The sequence below is a fragment of the Acidobacteriota bacterium genome (assembly GCA_028875725.1).
Lineage (GTDB): Bacteria > Acidobacteriota > Thermoanaerobaculia > Multivoradales > Multivoraceae > Multivorans.
This window is the reverse complement of sequence record JAPPCR010000006.1, coordinates 473,667-491,568: the sequence shown is the minus strand read 5'-3', so window position 1 is coordinate 491,568 and position 17,902 is coordinate 473,667. Positions and strand designations below refer to the sequence as shown.

Annotated in this window: 16 protein-coding genes; 15 read left to right on the top strand and 1 reads right to left on the bottom strand. The window is 69.3% G+C overall.

Annotated elements, in window-relative coordinates; translation table 11 throughout:
• Nucleotides 1-20 precede the first annotated feature (20 nt).
• The 7 genes from OXI49_04045 (at nucleotide 21) to OXI49_04015 (ending at nucleotide 7,703) form a co-directional block, all read left to right on the top strand.
• Nucleotides 21-920 (top strand): aminotransferase class IV, encoded by a 900-nt coding sequence (locus OXI49_04045; protein MDE2689660.1) that lies wholly within the window; start codon nucleotides 21-23, stop codon nucleotides 918-920.
• A 4-nt stretch (nucleotides 921-924) separates the two neighbouring features.
• Entirely contained in the window at nucleotides 925-2,931 is a 2,007-nt protein-coding gene (locus tag OXI49_04040) for a glycosyltransferase family 39 protein (protein ID MDE2689659.1), read from the top strand.
• A gap of 112 nt (nucleotides 2,932-3,043) precedes the next feature.
• A complete protein-coding gene (locus OXI49_04035; GenBank protein ID MDE2689658.1) occupies nucleotides 3,044-4,579 on the top strand; it encodes a wax ester/triacylglycerol synthase family O-acyltransferase in 1,536 nt (511 codons plus the stop codon).
• Nucleotides 4,580-4,623: 44 nt separating this feature from the next.
• Complete coding sequence (locus OXI49_04030) at nucleotides 4,624-5,400, top strand: alpha/beta fold hydrolase (GenBank protein MDE2689657.1); 777 nt, start codon at nucleotides 4,624-4,626, stop codon at nucleotides 5,398-5,400.
• Nucleotides 5,397-6,767, top strand: a complete 1,371-nt coding sequence (locus OXI49_04025) for a WS/DGAT domain-containing protein (GenBank protein MDE2689656.1) — start codon at nucleotides 5,397-5,399, stop codon at nucleotides 6,765-6,767. Before OXI49_04030 ends, OXI49_04025 begins: the two co-directional genes overlap by 4 nt.
• Before the next feature lie 13 nt (nucleotides 6,768-6,780).
• A complete protein-coding gene (locus OXI49_04020) occupies nucleotides 6,781-7,137 on the top strand; it encodes a hypothetical protein (GenBank protein MDE2689655.1) in 357 nt (118 codons plus the stop codon).
• A gap of 5 nt (nucleotides 7,138-7,142) precedes the next feature.
• Nucleotides 7,143-7,703 carry a GNAT family N-acetyltransferase gene (locus tag OXI49_04015; protein ID MDE2689654.1) on the top strand — a complete coding sequence of 187 codons (561 nt, stop codon included), beginning with the start codon at nucleotides 7,143-7,145 and terminating at the stop codon, nucleotides 7,701-7,703.
• A gap of 43 nt (nucleotides 7,704-7,746) precedes the next feature.
• Here OXI49_04015 and OXI49_04010 read toward each other — a convergent pair whose 3' ends face one another.
• Complete coding sequence (locus OXI49_04010; protein MDE2689653.1) at nucleotides 7,747-7,977, bottom strand: DUF6489 family protein; 231 nt, start codon at nucleotides 7,975-7,977, stop codon at nucleotides 7,747-7,749.
• A gap of 98 nt (nucleotides 7,978-8,075) precedes the next feature.
• Here OXI49_04010 and OXI49_04005 point away from each other — a divergent pair, with 98 nt between their 5' ends.
• From OXI49_04005 to OXI49_03970, 8 genes are all read left to right on the top strand, one after another.
• Nucleotides 8,076-9,866 carry a CIA30 family protein gene (locus OXI49_04005; protein MDE2689652.1) on the top strand — a complete coding sequence of 597 codons (1,791 nt, stop codon included), beginning with the start codon at nucleotides 8,076-8,078 and terminating at the stop codon, nucleotides 9,864-9,866.
• A gap of 34 nt (nucleotides 9,867-9,900) precedes the next feature.
• Nucleotides 9,901-11,121, top strand: coding sequence for a CoA transferase (locus OXI49_04000; protein MDE2689651.1), 1,221 nt, complete (start codon nucleotides 9,901-9,903; stop codon nucleotides 11,119-11,121).
• Nucleotides 11,121-13,355: a selenide, water dikinase SelD gene (gene selD / locus OXI49_03995; GenBank protein MDE2689650.1), complete on the top strand. Its 2,235-nt coding sequence runs from the start codon at nucleotides 11,121-11,123 to the stop codon at nucleotides 13,353-13,355. Before OXI49_04000 ends, selD begins: the two co-directional genes overlap by 1 nt.
• Nucleotides 13,356-13,438: 83 nt before the next feature.
• Complete coding sequence (locus OXI49_03990) at nucleotides 13,439-14,581, top strand: PA0069 family radical SAM protein (protein MDE2689649.1); 1,143 nt, start codon at nucleotides 13,439-13,441, stop codon at nucleotides 14,579-14,581.
• Nucleotides 14,582-14,797: 216 nt separating this feature from the next.
• Nucleotides 14,798-15,391 (top strand): 30S ribosomal protein S4, encoded by a 594-nt coding sequence (rpsD, locus tag OXI49_03985; GenBank protein MDE2689648.1) that lies wholly within the window; start codon nucleotides 14,798-14,800, stop codon nucleotides 15,389-15,391.
• Between the two features lie 20 nt (nucleotides 15,392-15,411).
• A complete protein-coding gene (locus tag OXI49_03980; protein ID MDE2689647.1) occupies nucleotides 15,412-16,149 on the top strand; it encodes a TonB-dependent receptor in 738 nt (245 codons plus the stop codon).
• Nucleotides 16,150-16,178: 29 nt separating this feature from the next.
• Nucleotides 16,179-16,577 (top strand): DUF4332 domain-containing protein, encoded by a 399-nt coding sequence (locus OXI49_03975; protein ID MDE2689646.1) that lies wholly within the window; start codon nucleotides 16,179-16,181, stop codon nucleotides 16,575-16,577.
• Between the two features lie 77 nt (nucleotides 16,578-16,654).
• Nucleotides 16,655-17,902 (top strand): Gfo/Idh/MocA family oxidoreductase, encoded by a 1,248-nt coding sequence (locus OXI49_03970; protein ID MDE2689645.1) that lies wholly within the window; start codon nucleotides 16,655-16,657, stop codon nucleotides 17,900-17,902.

The window sequence follows — 17,902 nt, the reverse complement described above, 5'->3', positions numbered from 1 at the left end:
CAACCGCCAGCGAACTCCCCATGCTGCAGAAGGCCGACCCCAGGAACCGGGACCTGCTCGTCAACATCAACGGCGAGCTGATCCACCGTGACCAGGCGGGCATCAGCCCGTTCGATTCCGCCGTCCAGGGCGGCGACGCCGTCTGGGAGGGGCTTCGCCTGTACGACGGCCGCATCTTCAAGCTCGAGCAGCACCTGGACCGCCTCCGCCACTCGGCGCTGGCTCTGGCCTTCGCGGAGATCCCGTCACACCAGGAGATCATCGACGAGATCCGCCGCACCCTGGAGGCGAACGGGATGCGGGACAACGTCCACATCCGCCTGACCCTGACCCGCGGCGTCAAGATCACTTCCGGCATGGACCCGCGGCTCAACACCGCCGGCCCCACCCTGATCGTCCTCGCCGAGCACAAGGCGCCGGTGTACGGCTCGCAGCCGATCCGGCTGATGACCTCGTCGATCCGCCGCTTTCCGCCCGACTGCATGGATCCGAAGATCCACCACAACAACCTGATCCAGTCCATCATGGCCAAGATCGAGGCGAACGCCGCCGGCGCCGACGACGCCCTGATGCTCGACCGCCAGGGATTCGTCGCGGAAACGAACGCGACCCACGTCTTCCTGGTGCGCGGCGGCGTCGTGGTGACCAGCCGCTGCCACGCCTGCCCGGAGGGAGTGACCCGGTCGACGGTACTCGACCTCTGCCGGGAGAACGGCATCCCCCATGAGGTGACCGACTACACACAGGCCGAGCTCTACCGCGCCGACGAGGCGTTCTGCACCGGCACGATGGGCGAACTCGTGGCGGTCACGGACGTCGATGGCCGTCCGATCGGCGGTAGCGAGCGGCCGGTGCTAGAACGGCTGCAGGGCCTGTTCCGCGAGCTGACCGCCGTGAGCGGTTACCCCATCCTGCGTTGACGCGATGAACGCGGCAGAGGCGGCGAGCCACCGGGACCCGGAAGGGATCTCGCCCTCCACGACCAGGCTGCAGAAGTGGCTCCTCGGCCTGCTGCTCCTGTGGGCACTCGCCGTCCGCGTGCTCTTCAGTTGGCCGGACCCCACGATGAACCGGCTCTGGGACGAGCGCTACAACGCCGGCAACGTCGCCGCGATCGTGGCTCACGACCAGTGGCGGCCGGTACGCACCCACTATCCGACGCTCTCCTACCTGCCCCACGCGGCGACCCTCAAGGTGTACGAGACGGCTCGCTCGCTGCCATCGCTCTCCTCCTGGCCTACCACGTTCAGGATCGCGCCGGATGGGCGGCCATATCTCACCCGGATCGCCGTGCGGTACTCCCGGATCATTCAGACCCTTCTGGGCACCGCCTCGCTGTTCGTCGTGTTCCTGATCGGACGGCGGCTGTTCGGTCCCTGGGTGGGCCTGGGCGCGGCCTCCCTGCTCGCCGTCGCCCCCTGGCACCTGCGGCAATCGGGGGTGTTCAAGCCCGACATCATGCTGGTCCTGACCGCCGCGCTGACCCTCTACGCGATCCTCGCCGCGCGGCGAAGCGAGGGTCTCCGGGCGTACGCGATCGCCGGCGCCATGGTCGGCGCCACGGCCGCCGCCAAGTGGAACGGCGCGGCGCTCGCGTTGCCGCTGCTCCTCGCCATCGCCCTGGGCGGCGTCCGCGACATCGGCCTGCTGTTCCGCCGCACCGCGGTCGCGGCCGCCGGCGGTGCGGGCTTGCTGCTCCTGCTCAATCCCTGGCTGGTCCTGGCGCCCGAGATGTACCGGCGCCATCTCGGCAACACTGTGAGTCACTACCGGGAACGGCTCGCCGAAGTCGGCGCGGGCCTCTTCGACCAACCGCTGAACGCGGTGACCAGCCTCGCCGGCAGCGTCTACTTCAGCCCCGTACTGGGTGCATGCGGGCTCCTCGGCCTGGGCTGGATGTTCGTTCTCGCAGTCCGCTCCCGGCGCGGGTTCAGTCGACCCCTGCCGGGCGCGGCCGGAGACGCAACCGCCGGAGACGCCTGGATCCTGGCCGTCCTCTTCGGCGGCTACGTCGGCTCGCTGTGGATCGTCACCCGCTATCCGAAGCCGCCGAACTGGTTGATCGTGGCCCCCGTCGTGGCCCTGGCCGGCGCCTGGTTCATCGGCCGGCTGGCAAGCGCCGCACGCGCCCTGCCCGAGACCCGGTTCACGGTCGCCGGCCTCGCCATCCTCGCGACCGTCGCCGGACTCGCCGGCCTCGACAAGGCCCGGTTCGTCCATGCCACGGTGTACGACGTGAACGTCCCCCTGACGTCCGCGGAAGCGGCCCGCACGGCGGGCAGGCCCAAACCGCTCAGGGGAAGGACCTTCATCTCCGAACTGCCGCTCGGGATCCAGGATTTCGACCCCCGGATCTGGGACGGGAACTACGTCTCCACGCTGATCCGCACGGAGAACATCGCGGCCGAGTCCGCGTACGAGTGGCAAGCCGCGGACGTCCTGCTGTTCCCGGCTTCGCGCCTCGCGCCCGGCCAGGACTCCGTCTACCGGGAACTGACCGCGGAACGGCCCGGCGCCACCGTCCAGCGCTTCGAACCGAGTCTGTTCCGGCTGCGCGGAGAGCCCGTAGTCCTTGTCCGCCATTCCTTCGCTGCGGTCGAACCGCCCGCAGCCGCTGGCTTCTCCGCAGCGGGCGAAGGGCTCTACGACATCGACCCGGCCGCTCTCCACCCGCAAGCCGGCACCGCCGAAGCAGCCCGACACCTCGTATCGCTGGAGATCGCTGTGCGCACACCCACCCGGGACGACGTACGGATCTCGATCGAAGTCGCCGGCGATTCAATGCCCTGCCGGCACACCCAGAGAGGCAGGGAACGACGCCGCTGCCTGACGCCGCGCTTTGAACCGCCGCGGTCACCGGTCCGAATCCTGGTCGAGCCGACGCGCGAGGTCATCGACGTCACCAGGTTCTACTGGCGGCGGCCTGGCTAGGGGCCAACCCTTGCCAATCGCACGCTTCTGTGCGAGGCTTCTGCTGCGTTGCAGCAAGCAGCGCAGCAAAGCCCCTCCCCACATGTGATCCGCCCGTTCTGGAGACCACAAAATGGCCACGGAATTGAACCGATTCCTGACCCCTCTCGACGCCACCTTCCTCTATGTCGAACGCCCCAACGAGACGATGCACATCGGCGGCTGCATGGTCTACGAAGGCGAATTCTCGCGCGAGTACATGGTCGAGCAGATTGCGGCCCGCATGCACCTGCTGCCGCGCTACCGCCAGCGCGTGCTGTTCCCGCCCTTCCTCGTCTCCCACCCGGCGTGGGTGGACGACCCGTCGTTCAACCTGGAGAATCACGTCGAGGAAGTCTGGATCCCGGAGGACGCCGACCACCAGGTGCTCGCCAGCGCCGCCGCCGAGGCGTACAGCGGAATGCTCGACCGGAACCGGCCGCTCTGGAAGGGGATTCTGCTGCGGGGCATTCCCGGCCACACCGCGGTGGTCTGGAAGATCCACCACGCGATGGTCGACGGCGTCTCGGGAGTCGATCTGTCGATGGTGCTGAGCGACCTCTCGCCCACGGACGAGTTGCCGGAGCCTACGGCCGAGACCTGGGCGCCGAAGCCGCTGCCCGACTCCCTGAGCCTGCTCCAGGAGGCCATGCAGCATCGTCTCGGCGAGCTGAGCCGGTCGTGGAGCGACGCCGCCTTCGACGCCATGCGGCCCAACCTGGTGGCCGATCGCATGCGCGAGATGGTGGCTGCCAGCACCGCGACCCTGCCGGCCGCCGCCCCGGCCCCGCGCACCATCTTCAACCGGCCGGTGAGCAAGGAGCGCGGCTTCGCCTGGGCCCAGTTCTCCTTCCCGGCGATGCGCGCCGTGAAGTCGGCCCTCGGCGGCACCGTGAACGACGTCGTGCTCACCGTGCTCGCCGGCGGCATCGGCCGGTACCTGCGGGCCCGCGGCCAGGACCCGAAGGGACTCGAACTGCGCGCCATGTGTCCCGTCAGCATGCGCCAGAAGGACGAACGAGGCCAGCTCGGCAATCTCGTCTCGAACATGATCGCACCGCTCTTCGTCGGCGTCGACGATCCCGTCGAACGCCTCGGCAAGGAACGGGAGGCGATGAACAGGCTGAAGGAAGCCGGACAGGCGAAGGCCTTCTACCAGATGACCCAGTTCGGCGAACGGGTGCCGCCGCTCATGGCCGCGATCGGCGCGACGATGCCCTTCTCCCAGACCCTGTTCAACACCGTGTCGACGAACGTGCCCGGGCCGATGATCCCGCTCTACTTCGGCCGCCACAAGCTGGTCGACTGGCTGCCGCTGGGCATCGTCTCGAACAACATCGGTCTGTTCGTGGCCATCCTGAGCTACAACCAGCGGATTACCCTGGGAATGACGGTAGACGCGAAGCTGATCCCCGACGCCTGGCGACTCGCCGAGTGTCTGGAAGAGTCCTACGCCGAACTCCGCGAGGCGGCCGGCGTGGAGGACGAGGAGCCGCTGGGGGCACGTTGCTTCGCCTCCGCGGCGCCCGAGGCGGAGGCTCCCGAGCCGCCTGCCACGCCCGAACTCGTTACCGCCTCCGACCCGGACGCGACGTCCGACCCGGACGATCCCCTCCGAGGCGTCGCCTAGTGACGGCATCGGCCCGACGCCCACGGACCAGTCCGATCTGGAACGTGAACCCGCGTCTCCTGCGGGACTCGGTGCCGGCGGCCCTGCCGCTGTGGCGCGAGGCGTTCGCGGCCGTAGAGTTCTCCTTCCTGCCGTTCACGCCGATCTTCCACGGCATCGGCGCGCCGCGCGGCGACGGCGCCGCGGTCATCGTCGTTCCCGGCTTCACCGGCACCGACGGTTACCTGGCGCCGATGCGCGGTTGGCTCCGCCGCATCGGCTATCGCGCCCATCCCTCCGGCATCGGGCACAACGCCGACTGCCTCGAGCGCCTGGGCGGCCGGCTGGTCGAAACGCTCGAGGAGACCGCCGGCAAGACGGGCCGCCGGGTTCACCTGGTCGGCCACAGCCTGGGGGGCATGCTGTCGCGCGGCGTGGCGTGCCTGCGTCCGGACCTGATCGCGTCCGTCACGACAATGGGCTCGCCGATCCGCGGCGTCCGCTCACATCCCCTGGTGATGCGCATGGCGGAAGCCGTTCGCCGCCGCGTCGTCGACCAGGACGACGCCCGGGAGCCCGCCTGCTTCTCCGGCGACTGCCGCTGCGACCTCGTTCGCGCGGTTCAGAGCACGTTCCCGGACGAGGTGCCGCAACTCGCCATCTTCACGCGGCGGGACGGCGTCGTCGCCTGGCGCTACACCCGGCTTCACGACCCGGCACAGAACCGCGAAGTCCCCGGCACCCACTCCGGCCTGGCCGCCAATCCCCTCGCCTACTACCACCTCGCCCGCTTCCTGAAGCGCCATCCGAGCCCCGCACTGGATCGGGAGACCAGCCCGTGAGCGTCGCCGACGCCCTCCTGACGCCTGACCAGGCCGTCCTCTGGAACCTGGAGCGCCGCAGCCCCGGGCTACACGTCGCGGGTCTCGCGCTGGTCTCCGGCGAGATCGACCGGCAGGAGCTTCTCCACTGGATGACCCGGCTGCGCAGACTCCCCCGCTTCTGCCTCCGCGTCGAAGGGTCACGCTACGGCCCGCAGCGCTGGCGCTCGGCGCCCTTCGAGCTCGGGGAACACCTTCACGTCGTCTCGAACGGCAACCCCGTGTCCGCGCTCGATGAGGCCCTCAGCAAGCCGCTCGACCCGGGCCGGCCATTGTGGGAGCTTCATCTGGCGCCCGGCTACCACGACGCCGGCGACGCCCTCCTGGTCAAGTCGCACCTGGTCGCGGCGGACGGTCTGGCGACGGGCGACTTCTTCCACGCGCTCTTCGCGAGCGGCACGGAAGTCGACGAGAAGAAGGCCGCCGGTCCGGCCACCAATGGCGTCCGCTCCGAAGCCCGACCGACCGAGTGGTTCGAGAACTGGACACGGACCAGCCAGGACCTGATGGCGGGCCTCCAGGAACTCTCCTCGGAGGAGACACGAACCGCCTTTCTGACCTTGAGCGAGACGATGCCCGACCTGGGTCTCCCGCCGCTGCCACTGCCGTTCAACGGACAGTTGAGTGGGCGGCGACGCCTGATCCGGACCGCGTTCCCCTACGGCGACATCCGTGCGATACGCGCCCGGCTGGGAGGCACGCTTTCGGATCTGGTCGTCGCCCTGGCCGGTGGCGCACTGCAGCGCTACCTCACCGCCAGAGGGGTCTCCATCCACGGGCGCAGCCTCCGGGTCGCGCTGGCCACCGACATTCCGGAGCACGAACGGAAGCGGCGAAGCCTGCTGCCCATCGAGGTTCCCCTCGAGGTCGGCGCCGCCGCCCGGCTGCGCTCGGTGCATCAGCTCGCGCGGCTGCTGCGAGCTGCCCGGGTAGCGGACGTGCTGTCCCGTTTCACCGGCATGCAACAGGCCGCGGGTCCCCTGGCGGCCGCCGCGCTCGCGATGACTTCCTCCGTTCGGCCGCCGTTCCACCTCACGGTAGCCAACGCCAACGGCCCCCAGATCCCGCAGTTCCTGGCCGGCCGACCTCTCTCCGGCTACACGCCTTCCTGGCCCCTCGGCTTCGGCCAGGGCCTCTCCTGCGCGTTCTTCGCCTACAACCAGTCACTGCACGTCGGTCTCACCGTGGACGAGCGAGGCTGCCCCGACGCCGAGACGCTGCCGGACCTGCTCGCGGAGTCGTTCGCCGAACTCCACGAGGCGGCCGGAAGCGTTCCCCGGCGTCGCCGCAAGACTCCGTTCCAGGCCCAACCGACGGCAGTTCCATAACCCCGGAGACACCATGACCCGTACCAACATTCCGAGACAGGTGCTCGACTTCCAGAAGCAGATCCTTGAGTTCCAGCGAGCCGCCTTCGAGAACGGCTACGATGCGATCGTCGCTCTCCAGGAGCGTCAACTCGAACTCGCCGACCGGATGATGAACCAGGTACCCAACCTTCCGGACGAGGCGCGCGAACTGATCCGGACCTGGCGGGGCGCCGCCGAGGACGGCCAGCGTCAGTTCAAGAGTACGGTCGACGGCTCGTTCGATGCCGTAACGGCCTATCTCGATCGGCTGGCCGGCGGTAGCGACGACAACGAAGCGACCGCCCAGCCCCCATCCACGCACGAAGCCCAAGAGGAGGCAGTTGAGTGAACGACATGGCGACCCAGTACCCGCGGACGATCCGCCTCAAGAACCAGTCCTTCAGGTTCAGTCTTCTGAGGCAGGAAGATCGCGATGATGTGCTCGCCTTTGCGCGCGCACTGCCCGAAGAGGACCTCCGTTTCCTGCGGGTCGACATGACGGATCCGAAGGTCGTGGACAACTGGGTCGACGGTACGGTGTCCGGAACGCGCGTCGCCGTGCTCGCCCACCTGGGCGACCGCCTCGTGGGCTACGGCAGCCTGAACCGGCGTGAGTCGTCCTGGATGCGGCACCTGGGCGAGATCCGGATCATGGTGCTGCCCGAGGTCCGCCAGGCGGGTCTCGGCGGCCACCTGGCGCACGACGTGTTTCACCTGGCCCAGCAGATCGGGCTGACCAAGATTGTCGCCCAGATGGCCCGCGAGCAGCGCGGCGCCCGCCAGATGTTCCAGAACCTGGGCTTCTCGGTGGAGGCCTTGCTGGCCGACTGGGTCATCGACCCGAACGACGCCACGCACGACCTAATCCTCATGTCGTACGACGTGACCGGGCTGGAAGCGGGAGCCGGAGCGTAGCGGCAGGTCCCTGGCGCTGGCGAACAGCCAGGACGCTGACGGATCAGTCGGCGTCGCGGTTCGCTTTGTTCGCTCTGGCTGGAGGCCGCAAGCCGGTCCCCAGACCGCCGAACCAGAGCTTGAACATCTCTTGCGGGTCGGCGTACTTCAGGTTGGCGGCCATGCGATCCCGGAACTTCTCCAGCATCTCGTTCTGAATCCCCGCCAGGTCGGGGAGGCCGAGAAAGGCGCGCGCCTCTTCGGGCGTGCAGTCGATGTCGAGCTTGATCTTCACGGGTGCTCCCTTCGTCGCGGCGTTCTACGGCGCAAACTCGTAGCATACGCGGGTCGAAGACACCGTCACAGCCGGTTCCAACGCACAGGGAGGCGACGATGAAACGACTGCCGTTCGGCTTGTTCCGGGTCACGATCATGGCGGTCTGCGGTCTGCCCGCTTTCGCCGGCTCAGCCCTCGCGCAGCCCACGGTCATCCAGGGAGCGCGCGTGTTCACGGGCGACGAAGTGCTCCCGAACACCACCGTCGTGATCCGCGGCCCGACAATCGAGTCGGTCACGCCCGGCGACGACATTCCGGCGGCCGCCAGAGCCGAGGCGACGGTCGTCGACGGCGCCGGCATGACCCTGCTGCCGGGGCTGATCGACAGCCATACGCACAACTTCGGGCCGGCGCTGGAGCAGGCGCTGAACTTCGGCGTCACGACCGTGCTGGACATGCTCACCGCGGAGGCCATGGCGGCGCAGTGGCGACGGGAGCAGGCAGCGGGAGCGGTTCCGAGCCGGGCCGACGTCTTCGCAGGCGGCCCCGTCACCGTCGCGGGCGGACACGGCACGCAGTTCGGCGTCGCGCTCGCTACGCTGGACGACCCGGAGCAGACGGACGCCTTCATCGCCGACCGCGTGGCCGCCGGCGCCGACTTCATCAAGGTGATCTACGAAGCCGGATCGGCCGGGCGTCCACTTCCCACGTTCGCTGCCTCGACCCTGCCGCGGATCGTCACCGCCGCGCACGATCACGACCGGCTCGCCGTCTTCCACATCAGCACCGCGGAAGCGGCGCGGGAGGTCATCGCCGCGGGCGCCGACGGCCTGGTCCACATGTACTTCGACGGCACGGGAGGCCCGGAGTTCGTCGAAGCGGCCCACGAGGCGAGGATCTTCATCGTCCCGACCCTCGCCGTGCTCGAGACGATCGCCGGGACCGGAGGCGGCGTGGAACTCGCTGCCGATCCGCGAATCGCTCCCTTCCTCACGCCCGAGCAACGAGGCGGTCTCGGGCAGGACTTCGGACGGGCGCCGGATCCCGAGTTGATGGCGCAGATACTCGCCGGCGTCGGCGCCCTGCACACCGCCGGGGTGCCGATTCTGGCCGGGTCCGACGCACCGAATCCTGGAACGACCCACGGCGCGAGCATCCACCGGGAACTCGAACTGCTGGTCCGCGCGGGTCTGACCCCGGTCGAGGCCCTGCGAGCGGCCACCACCGCGGCCGTCGACGCCTTCGACCTCGGTGACCGCGGCCGGATCGCGGCCGGCCTCAAGGCCGACCTGGTCCTGGTTCGCGGCGATGCGACCGCGGACGTGCTGGCCACCCGCGACATCGCGGCGATCTGGAAGGACGGGAGGCGCTTCGAGCGCTGGAGCGCCGAGACCGCTCCCGGCCGGCCCCTCCTCCAATCCACGCTGCTCGGCGACTTCGAGGGCCTGAGCGGAAGTACTTTGCCTCCCAAGTGGTCGCATTCGACCGACGCCTTCGCCGGCGGCAAGTCGACCGTGACGAGCGCCGCGGCGCCTCGCGACGAGGGCGGCAGCGCCCTGCGCATCGAGGGCGAGATCAAGGAAGGCTTCGCCTTCCCCTGGTCCGGGGTCACGGTCCTGCTCGGCTCCCGGATGGGCGATCCGGTCGACGTCGGCGGCATCCGTGCTCTCGCCTTCGACGCCCGCGGCGAGGGCGCGACATACCAGGCGATGGCGTTCGCCGAGAACCTCGGTATGCAGCCGGCGGCCGCCTCCTTCGAGGCCGGAGAGGACTGGAGCCGGGTCGAGATCCCGCTCTCCTCGTTCCGCGGTCTCGATCCCTCGGGCGCCTGGGCCTTCTTCATCGGAGGCCCCACCGATCTCGGCGGCTTCTGGCTGGAGATCGACAACGTCGAGCTGGTGGAGTAGCCGCGGGCAGGTCCCGCGGGGCTACAATCGCCGAATGTCTGAGACGCCTTCGCACGGGTCCGGCTCGGGCGGCCCGCTCAACGGCATCCGGGTCCTCGACTTCACGAGCTTCATCGCCGGCTCCTACGGCGCCATGCTGCTCGGCGACATGGGTGCCGATGTCCTGAAGATCGAATCGCCCGGCGGCGACAACGCCCGGCACTGGGGACCTTTCATCGAAGGCGAGAGCCGGATGTTTCAGGCGTGGAACCGGAACAAGCGAGGTATCTCCGTCAACCTCAAGACGGAGCAGGGCCGGCAGGTGGTCTACGACCTCGCCCGGACCGCCGACGTCGCAATGGAGAACTTCCGCCCCGGCGTCGCGACCAGGCTCGGCATCGACTACGACGCCCTGAGCCGCCACAACCCGGGACTGGTCTATGCCTCGTCCAGCGCCTTCGGCGGCAGCGGGCCGTACGCCCAGCGACCCGGCTACGACCCGGTGCTCCAGTCGATGGCCGGCGCCGCCCACCTGCAGCAACTCATGAACGGCGTCGCCGCCATCTGCCCGGTGGCGGTTTCCGACTACATGGCCGCCGTGCTCACGGTCTGCTCGATCAATGCCGCCCTCCTCCACCGCGAACGCACCGGCGAAGGCCAGCGGATCGAGACCTCGCTGCTTCAGGCGATCATGAGCGCCCAGGCGCAGTCCTACCTTCAGCCGTTGGACGCCGAGATCACCGGACCGCCCGGCATCTTCCCCTACCGGATGTTCGCCGCCGCGGACGGGCCGATCTTCATCGCAGCCGGCACGGACAAGTTCTGGCGGCTCTTCTGCGAAGCCATCGGCCGCGACGACCTCGCCTGTGACCCGCGCTACGAGACGAACCCCCAGCGGGCCAGCAACGCCGCCGCGCTGAGCGACGAGATCGATCCGATCGTGGCACGAAGACCTGCACGCGAACTGGAGGCCGAGCTGGTTGCGGTCGGCGTTCCCTGCGCCGCCGTCCGCTCGGCCGAGGAGTTCTTCGACGATCCCCAGGTCGAGGCGATGGCGATGAGCCAGGTCGTCAGGCACCCCCAACTCGGCAACCTGCGCATGGCCGGCGTGCCCTGGCGTTTCTCGCAAACGCCGGGGTCCATCCGAAGGCCCGCCCCGCGTCTCGGCGAGCACACGGGCGAAGTGCTCGCGGAGCTGGGCTACGGCACGGAGCGGATCACCGGTCTCGAAGCGTCCGGGGCGGTGCGGGCCGCGGACACAGCAGACGGGCCCTGATGCCGCAGGTCGTCCTGGTCGGGGCCGGGCACACCCACATCCAGGTCCTCCGCCACTGGATGATGCACCCGGACCCGACCGTCGAGGCGACCCTCGTCGTCGACACGCCGATCGCCGTCTACTCCGGCATGGCGCCCGGACTGGTGGCCGGCCAGTACGAACGGCATGAACTGGAGATCGACGCGGTGCCGCTGGCGCGCCGGGCGGGCGTCCGGGTCGTCCTCGCACCCTGCATCGGCGTCGAAGCGGCGAACCGGCGTTTGCTGGTCGAGGGCCGCGAGCCCATCTCGTTCGACGTCGCCTCCTTCGACGTTGGATCGACCGTGGCCGGCCTCGAGCTGCCCGGCGTACGCGAGCACGCGGTCCCCACCCGGCCGATCAACCGGCTGGCGGCGGCGATCTCCGGCCGCGTCGAGGCTCTGACCACCCAGCAGCCGAGCGTTGTCATCGTCGGAAGCGGCGCCGGCGGCATCGAACTGGCCTTCTGCATAGACGCCCGGCTGCGTCGCCAGGGACTCGAACCCTATGTAACGATCGTAGAGGCGGGCGACCGCATCCTGCCCGGCTACCATCCGGCGCTGGCCCGGCGAGTCGAGGCCGCGGCCCGCGAGCGCGGGCTCCTGACGCTGATCGAGGTGCCGGTCGCCGCGGTCGAGGCGGGCGGCGTGCAGCTCGAGGACGGCAGAAGGCTCGACTCGGACCTGACCTTCTGGGTGACCGGCGCCGCCGCGCTGCCAATCTTCCGGGGCTCCGACCTGCCCCTCTGCGACCGCGGTTTCGCACGCACCCGTTCCACTCTGCAGGTGGAGGGCCACGACCACATCTTCGCCGTCGGCGACTGCGCGACCCTGATCGACGAGCCGAACCGGCCTCGCGCCGGCGTCTACGCGGTGCGCATGGGGCCCTACCTGATCGAGAATCTGGAGCGCCTGAACACGGGGCAGCGACTCCGGCGGTACCGGCCGCAAGGCGACTTCCTGGCTCTGCTCAACCTCGGCGACGGCAGCGCCGCCGGCGCCAAGTGGGGCGCCGCCTTCGAAGGTCGTTGGGTCATGCGGCTCAAGGACCGGATCGATCGCAGGTTCATGGAGCGCTTCCAGGCGCTCGACCCGGACGGCGGGCCGATGCCCGCGTTCGGAACCATGGGGGCCGGCCCAAAGGCCCATGGTGCGGACGGAGAGCCGGAGTCGACTCCCATGTTCTGCGGCGGCTGCGCGGCAAAGGTCGGTCCCGACCGGCTGGCCAGAGCTCTGGCGCGGGCAGGTCTGGACGCTCGCCCGGAAACCGGCGAGCAGGTGATCCTGGACACGGCGACGCCGGACGACGCGGTCGCCTACCGGACGCCGGCCGGCGACCGGGTCGTCGCCTCGCTGGACGCCTTCCCCGCCTTCACCGACGACCCCTGGCTCGTGGGCCGTGTAGCCGCCGTCAACGCCTGTTCCGATCTCCACGCCACCGGCGTAACGCCCCGTTTCGCCCAGGCTCTGGTCACCCTGCCCCAGGCGGCCGACGGCGCAACGGCGGAGGAGCTTCTGATCCAGGTACTGGCAGGCGCCCGTGCGGCGCTCGACACGGAAGGCGTTCTGCTCCTGGGCGGCCACACGAACACCGGCCCCGAACTGGTCGTCGGCTTCCACGTGGAGGGCGTTTCCGAGAACGGCTGCGACCTGCTGCTCAAGAGCCGGGTCCGCTCCGGCGACGCGCTCGTTCTGACCAAGCCGCTCGGCAGCGGCGTGCTGCTGGCCGCCGACCGGATGGGCCTCTGTCCCGGCCGCTGGTTGCGGACATGCCTCGCCTCGATGCAGACGAGCAACCGGGCCGCGATGGAGGTAGCCAGACGAGCCGGCGTGGCCGCCGCGACCGACGTCAGCGGTTTCGGTCTGGCCGGTCACCTGGGTGAAATGGCACAGGCGAGCGGCGTGGATCTCGAGATCTTCGTCGGCGCCCTGCCCTCGCTACCGGGCGCGCTCGAGCTCCTGGACCGCGGCGAGCGCAGCACGAGCCACGATCAGAACACACGGCTGCCGGTCGAGATCGAGCTGCTTGCCGCGCCGGGGCCGCACCTGGAGTTGACTTTCGATCCCCAGACCGCCGGCGGGCTGGTGCTCGCGGTTGCTCCGAGGCAGGCCGACGGCCTGATCCGCGCGCTCAACGCCCGGAACCTCGACGCGGCCTCGGTGATCGCTCGCGCCCGGGCGGCAGGTTCCGGCGGCCCGCGGCTTGTTCTGCGCTGACTCCCCCGGCCCGCGACCCGTCCCGGCTCCGAGGCCGCCAGAGACCGCAAACAGGGCGTAAGTCGTGCTAGGCTGCCCTCCTCGTGAAGGTCCTCGACAGTGCCTCCGACCGCCGGTCGAACCCCCGGAAGACTCCCCCGGGCACAGTGCGCGGTCGAGGCGCGGCCGCCAACCCCCGCAACCGCTTCGAACGGCTAGACATCGACTTCGAACCGGGCGAGAGCGTCGCCGAGCGCGGCACGTTTCCGGTGACGGAGTTGTTTCGGGATCACTCGAAGACCGTCCTGTCTCGCAACGACTCCCCGGACATCGGCTTCGAATACAGCCTGAACCCCTACCGCGGCTGCGAGCACGGCTGCATCTACTGCTATGCCCGTCCCACGCACGAGTACCTCGGCTTCTCCGCTGGACTGGACTTCGAGAGCCGGATACTCGTCAAGGACCGTGCGCCGGAGTTGCTGCGCAAGGCGCTCCTGAGCCCCCGCTGGAAACCCCAGGTCGTCGTCCTCTCCGGCGTCACCGACCCGTACCAGCCGATCGAACGAAAGCTCCGGATCACACGGCGCTGTCTGGAGGTCCTGGCCGAGTTCCGCAACCCGGTGGCGATCATCACGAAGAACCACCTGGTCACCCGCGACCTCGATCTGCTCGTGAAGCTCAACCGATTCCAGGCCTGCGGCGTCTACCTCTCGATCACCTCGGTCTCCGCCTCGCTGTCGGCGCGAATGGAGCCACGGGCCTCGACCCCGCGGCGGCGGTTCGAGGCCCTGCGTGAACTGAGCGCCGCCGGCATTCCCTGCGGGGTGATGGCCGCGCCGATCATCCCAGGCCTGAACGACGAACAGATCCCCGCGATTCTGGAAGCGGCAGCCGAAGCCGGCGCCAGCCGAGCAGGCTACATCCTCCTGCGCCTGCCGCACGGCCTTCGGGAGCTCTTCTCCGATTGGCTTGCGACCCACTTCCCGGATCGCCGCGATCGGGTGCTGAACCGGCTGCGGGAAGCGCGCGACGGGAACCTGAACGATCCCCGCTTCCACCACCGCATGAAAGGCGGCGGGGAGTACGCGGAACAGATCGGCAGGCTGTTCGAGACAGTGCGCCGCCGCGTCGGGCTCGCCGGCGGTCGAAACGGGCGCAGCAGCGGCCCGTCGACAGCGGCGTTCCGGCGTCGCACGGACCAGCGGAGTCTCTTCGACGAAGCGGCCGAGCCGGAGACGCATCCCTGAAACGAAACTGGACCGCCCAGGGGCTTGGGCCGGCGACGACTCGCTGCTACAATCCGCGCTCCGCTGCAGGCGCCAGCCAGCCCCGGCGAAGCAACCAGGGGCCACGACGCCGGTCAAACCGACATATCGGGACAAGAGATCGGCCTGGTGCCCGCGCACGGATCGAGCGGCGCAGAACCCCAGGAACTCGGCACAGGACACTCGGAGATACAGAAGGTGAAGTTCAACGGGCCCAAGGTCAAGCTCTCTCGCAAGCTGGGCATTCCACTGACCCCCAAGGCCGCGCGGTACATGGAAAAGAAGGGCCACCCTCCGGGGATGCACGGCCTCAAGCGGCGGCGGCGCCAGAGCAACTACGGGCGGCAGTTGCTCGAGAAGCAGCGGCTGCGCTATCAGTACAACGTCAGTGAGCGCCAGCTCCGCAACTACTACAAGCGGGCGACGCGGATGAAGGGCGTGACCGGCGACAATCTGGTCGGCCTGCTCGAGACCCGTCTCGATTCCGTCGTCCATCGGGCCTTCGCGCCCAGCGTGTTCGCCGCGCGCCAGTTCGTCGGCCACGGCCACATCCTGGTCAACGGCCGGCGGGTCAACATCCCGTCCTACGGCGTGAAGGAAGGCGACGTCGTCGAGGTGCGGGAAAAGAGCCGGAAGCTCCGCTGCTTCAACGAGCCGCGCGGCGTGACGGTCCCCACCTACGTGGAGACGGACGAAACCGGCTATCAGGCGACCCTGCGCAGCACGCCGGTTCGGGACGAGGTCCCGATCGTCTGCGAAGTGCCGCTGGTCATCGAGTTCTACTCCCGCTGACGGCGAAGAGACGACGATCGATGCTCCACCTGCGCGCCCGCCGCTCGGGCCCCGTCGTCGCCGCCTGGGCTCTGGCCGCCGTCGCCCTGGTCTCCGGCAGCGCCTCCGCGGCTGCCGCGGACTTCAGCATCAGCGGTACGGTCACCTACGAAGGTGAACCGCTCAAGCGCTACCCGTTGCGCATGGACGCCGACCCGAACTGCGCGGCGATGTACGACGGGAAGCGCGTCCTCTCGCGCGACAGCCTGGTCGCCGACGACGGCGCGGTCGAGAACGTCTTCGTCTACCTCCGGGAGGCGCCCGAGGGCGCAGCCGGCGACCGGCCGGAGGAGGCCGTCCGGCTGGAACAGCGCGGCTGTCTCTACACGCCCCGGATCATCGGCGTCCGCGTCCAGCAGGACATCGAGATCGTCAACGATGACCCCACTCTCCACAACGTCCGCGCCCTCGCCAAGGCGAACCGACCGTTCAACATCGGCCAGCCTTCGCGCGGCACGAGGACGAAGTCCTTCCGCGCGCCCGAGAAGCCGATTCAGGTGAAGTGCGACGTCCATCCCTGGATGTCCGCCTATGTCTTCGTCATGGAGCACTCCTTCCACTCCACGACCGGCAGTGACGGCAAGTACCGGATCGACGCACTTCCCGCCGGCTCCTACGAACTCGTGTTCTGGCACGAGAAGCTCGGCGAACAGATCGTTGAGGTGGAAGTCACCGCCGACGTCGAGGGCCTGAACCTCACCTTCGAAGGCAGCGAGTAAGTGGCGAAGACCTTCCACTCCGTGGGTTGATGCCCTACGGCGTCCGGAAGATCGGAGGCGTCGGTCCCGCAGTAGCCGCCAAACTGGCGAAGGCCGGTATTCGGACCACGGACGGTCTCCTCGCGGCCTGCCGCGACCGTCGCGAGCGACGGCTCCTGTCGGAACGAACCGGAATGCCGGAGCGCCAGATCCAGAAGTTCGTCAACCGGGCCGACCTGATGCGCATTCGCGGCGTCGGCGGAGACTTCGCGGAACTGCTCGTCGCCTCGGGCGTCCGCACCGTGCGCGACCTGAGCCGCCGCCGGCCCCTGAATCTCGCGCTCAAGATGAGCGCCGTCAAGGCGGAAAAGAAGCTCAGCCGCCGTGCGCCGTCGGCGTCGATGGTCAACAGCTGGATCGCGCAAGCCAGGAAACTGAAGGATGAGTAGTCCCGCCGCAACGGTCGAACGCTGGATCGCGAAGGCGAAGGAGTTGAAGGAGGAGGCCGACTAAGGCCGCGGCCACGGTGCCCGCTCAGCCACCTCTCGGTATCGGTTTCGTCGGCAGCGGCTTCATCGCCCGCTTCCACATTCGTTCCTGGACCGCCGTCCGGGGCGCCGACGTACGGGGCGTGTGGAGCCCGAATCGCGAGAGCGCCGAATCCGCGGCGGCACTCGCGACCGAGCTCGACGTCGGGGATGCCAGGGCCTACGGGTCGATCGCGGCGATGGTCGCGGATGAAGCCATCGACGCGATCTGGATCTGCGGCCGCAACGACCACCGGATCGCCAACATGGAGGAGATCGCCGGGACCGTCGCCAGCGGCAACGGCCGCCTGGTCGGCATCGCCTGCGAGAAGCCGCTCGCCCGCAACGCGGGCGAAGCGCTTCGGATGGTCCAACTCGTGAAGGAGATCGGCGTTCTCGACGGCTACCTCGAGAACCAGGTGTTCAGCCCCTCCGTGGTTCGCGGCCGCGAACTGGCCTGGGAGCGCGGCGCCCGGGCAGCGGGCCGCCCGTACCTGGCGCGCGCGGCCGAAGAACACTCCGGCCCGCACAACGCCTGGTTCTGGCAGGGCGAACTCCAGGGCGGCGGGGTGCTGAACGACATGATGTGCCACTCGGTCGAGGCGGCGCGCTTCCTGCTGACCGAGCCCGGCGAGCCGCGCAACAGCCTGACCCCGAAGCGCGTCCACGCCCAGATCCACTGCCTCAAGTGGCAGCGTCCGGAGTACGCCCGCAAGCTGCGCGATCAGTACGGAGACGCCGTCGACTACGCGCGCCGGCCGGCCGAGGACTTCGCCCGCGCGATGGTCGAGTACGAAGACGAGAACGGGACGCCTCTCGTGGTCGAGGCGACGACCTCGTGGAGTTACGTGGGGGCCGGCCTGCGTCTGTCGATGGAGCTGCTCGGACCGGAGTACTCGATGCGGGCGAACAGCCTCGACACGGAGCTCGAGCTCTTCTTCAGCCGTGACCTCGAGCAGCACACCGGCGAGGATCTGGTCGAGAAGCAGAACGCCGAGATGGGCCTCATGCCGGTGCTCCCGAACGAACCGGCTGCCTACGGCTACGACGCGGAGAACCGGCACATGGTGGAGAGCTTCCGGCGCGGGGAACGGCCGCGGGAGACCTTCGAGGACGGTCTTGAGGTCACCCGCCTGTTGATGGCCGCCTACATGAGCGCCGAGCTCGGCCGGGCCGTCGACTATCCGCCCGAAGGCCTCGACGAGTTCGTCCCCGCGGTCGCCCGCGGCGAGTGGAACCCCGCGTAG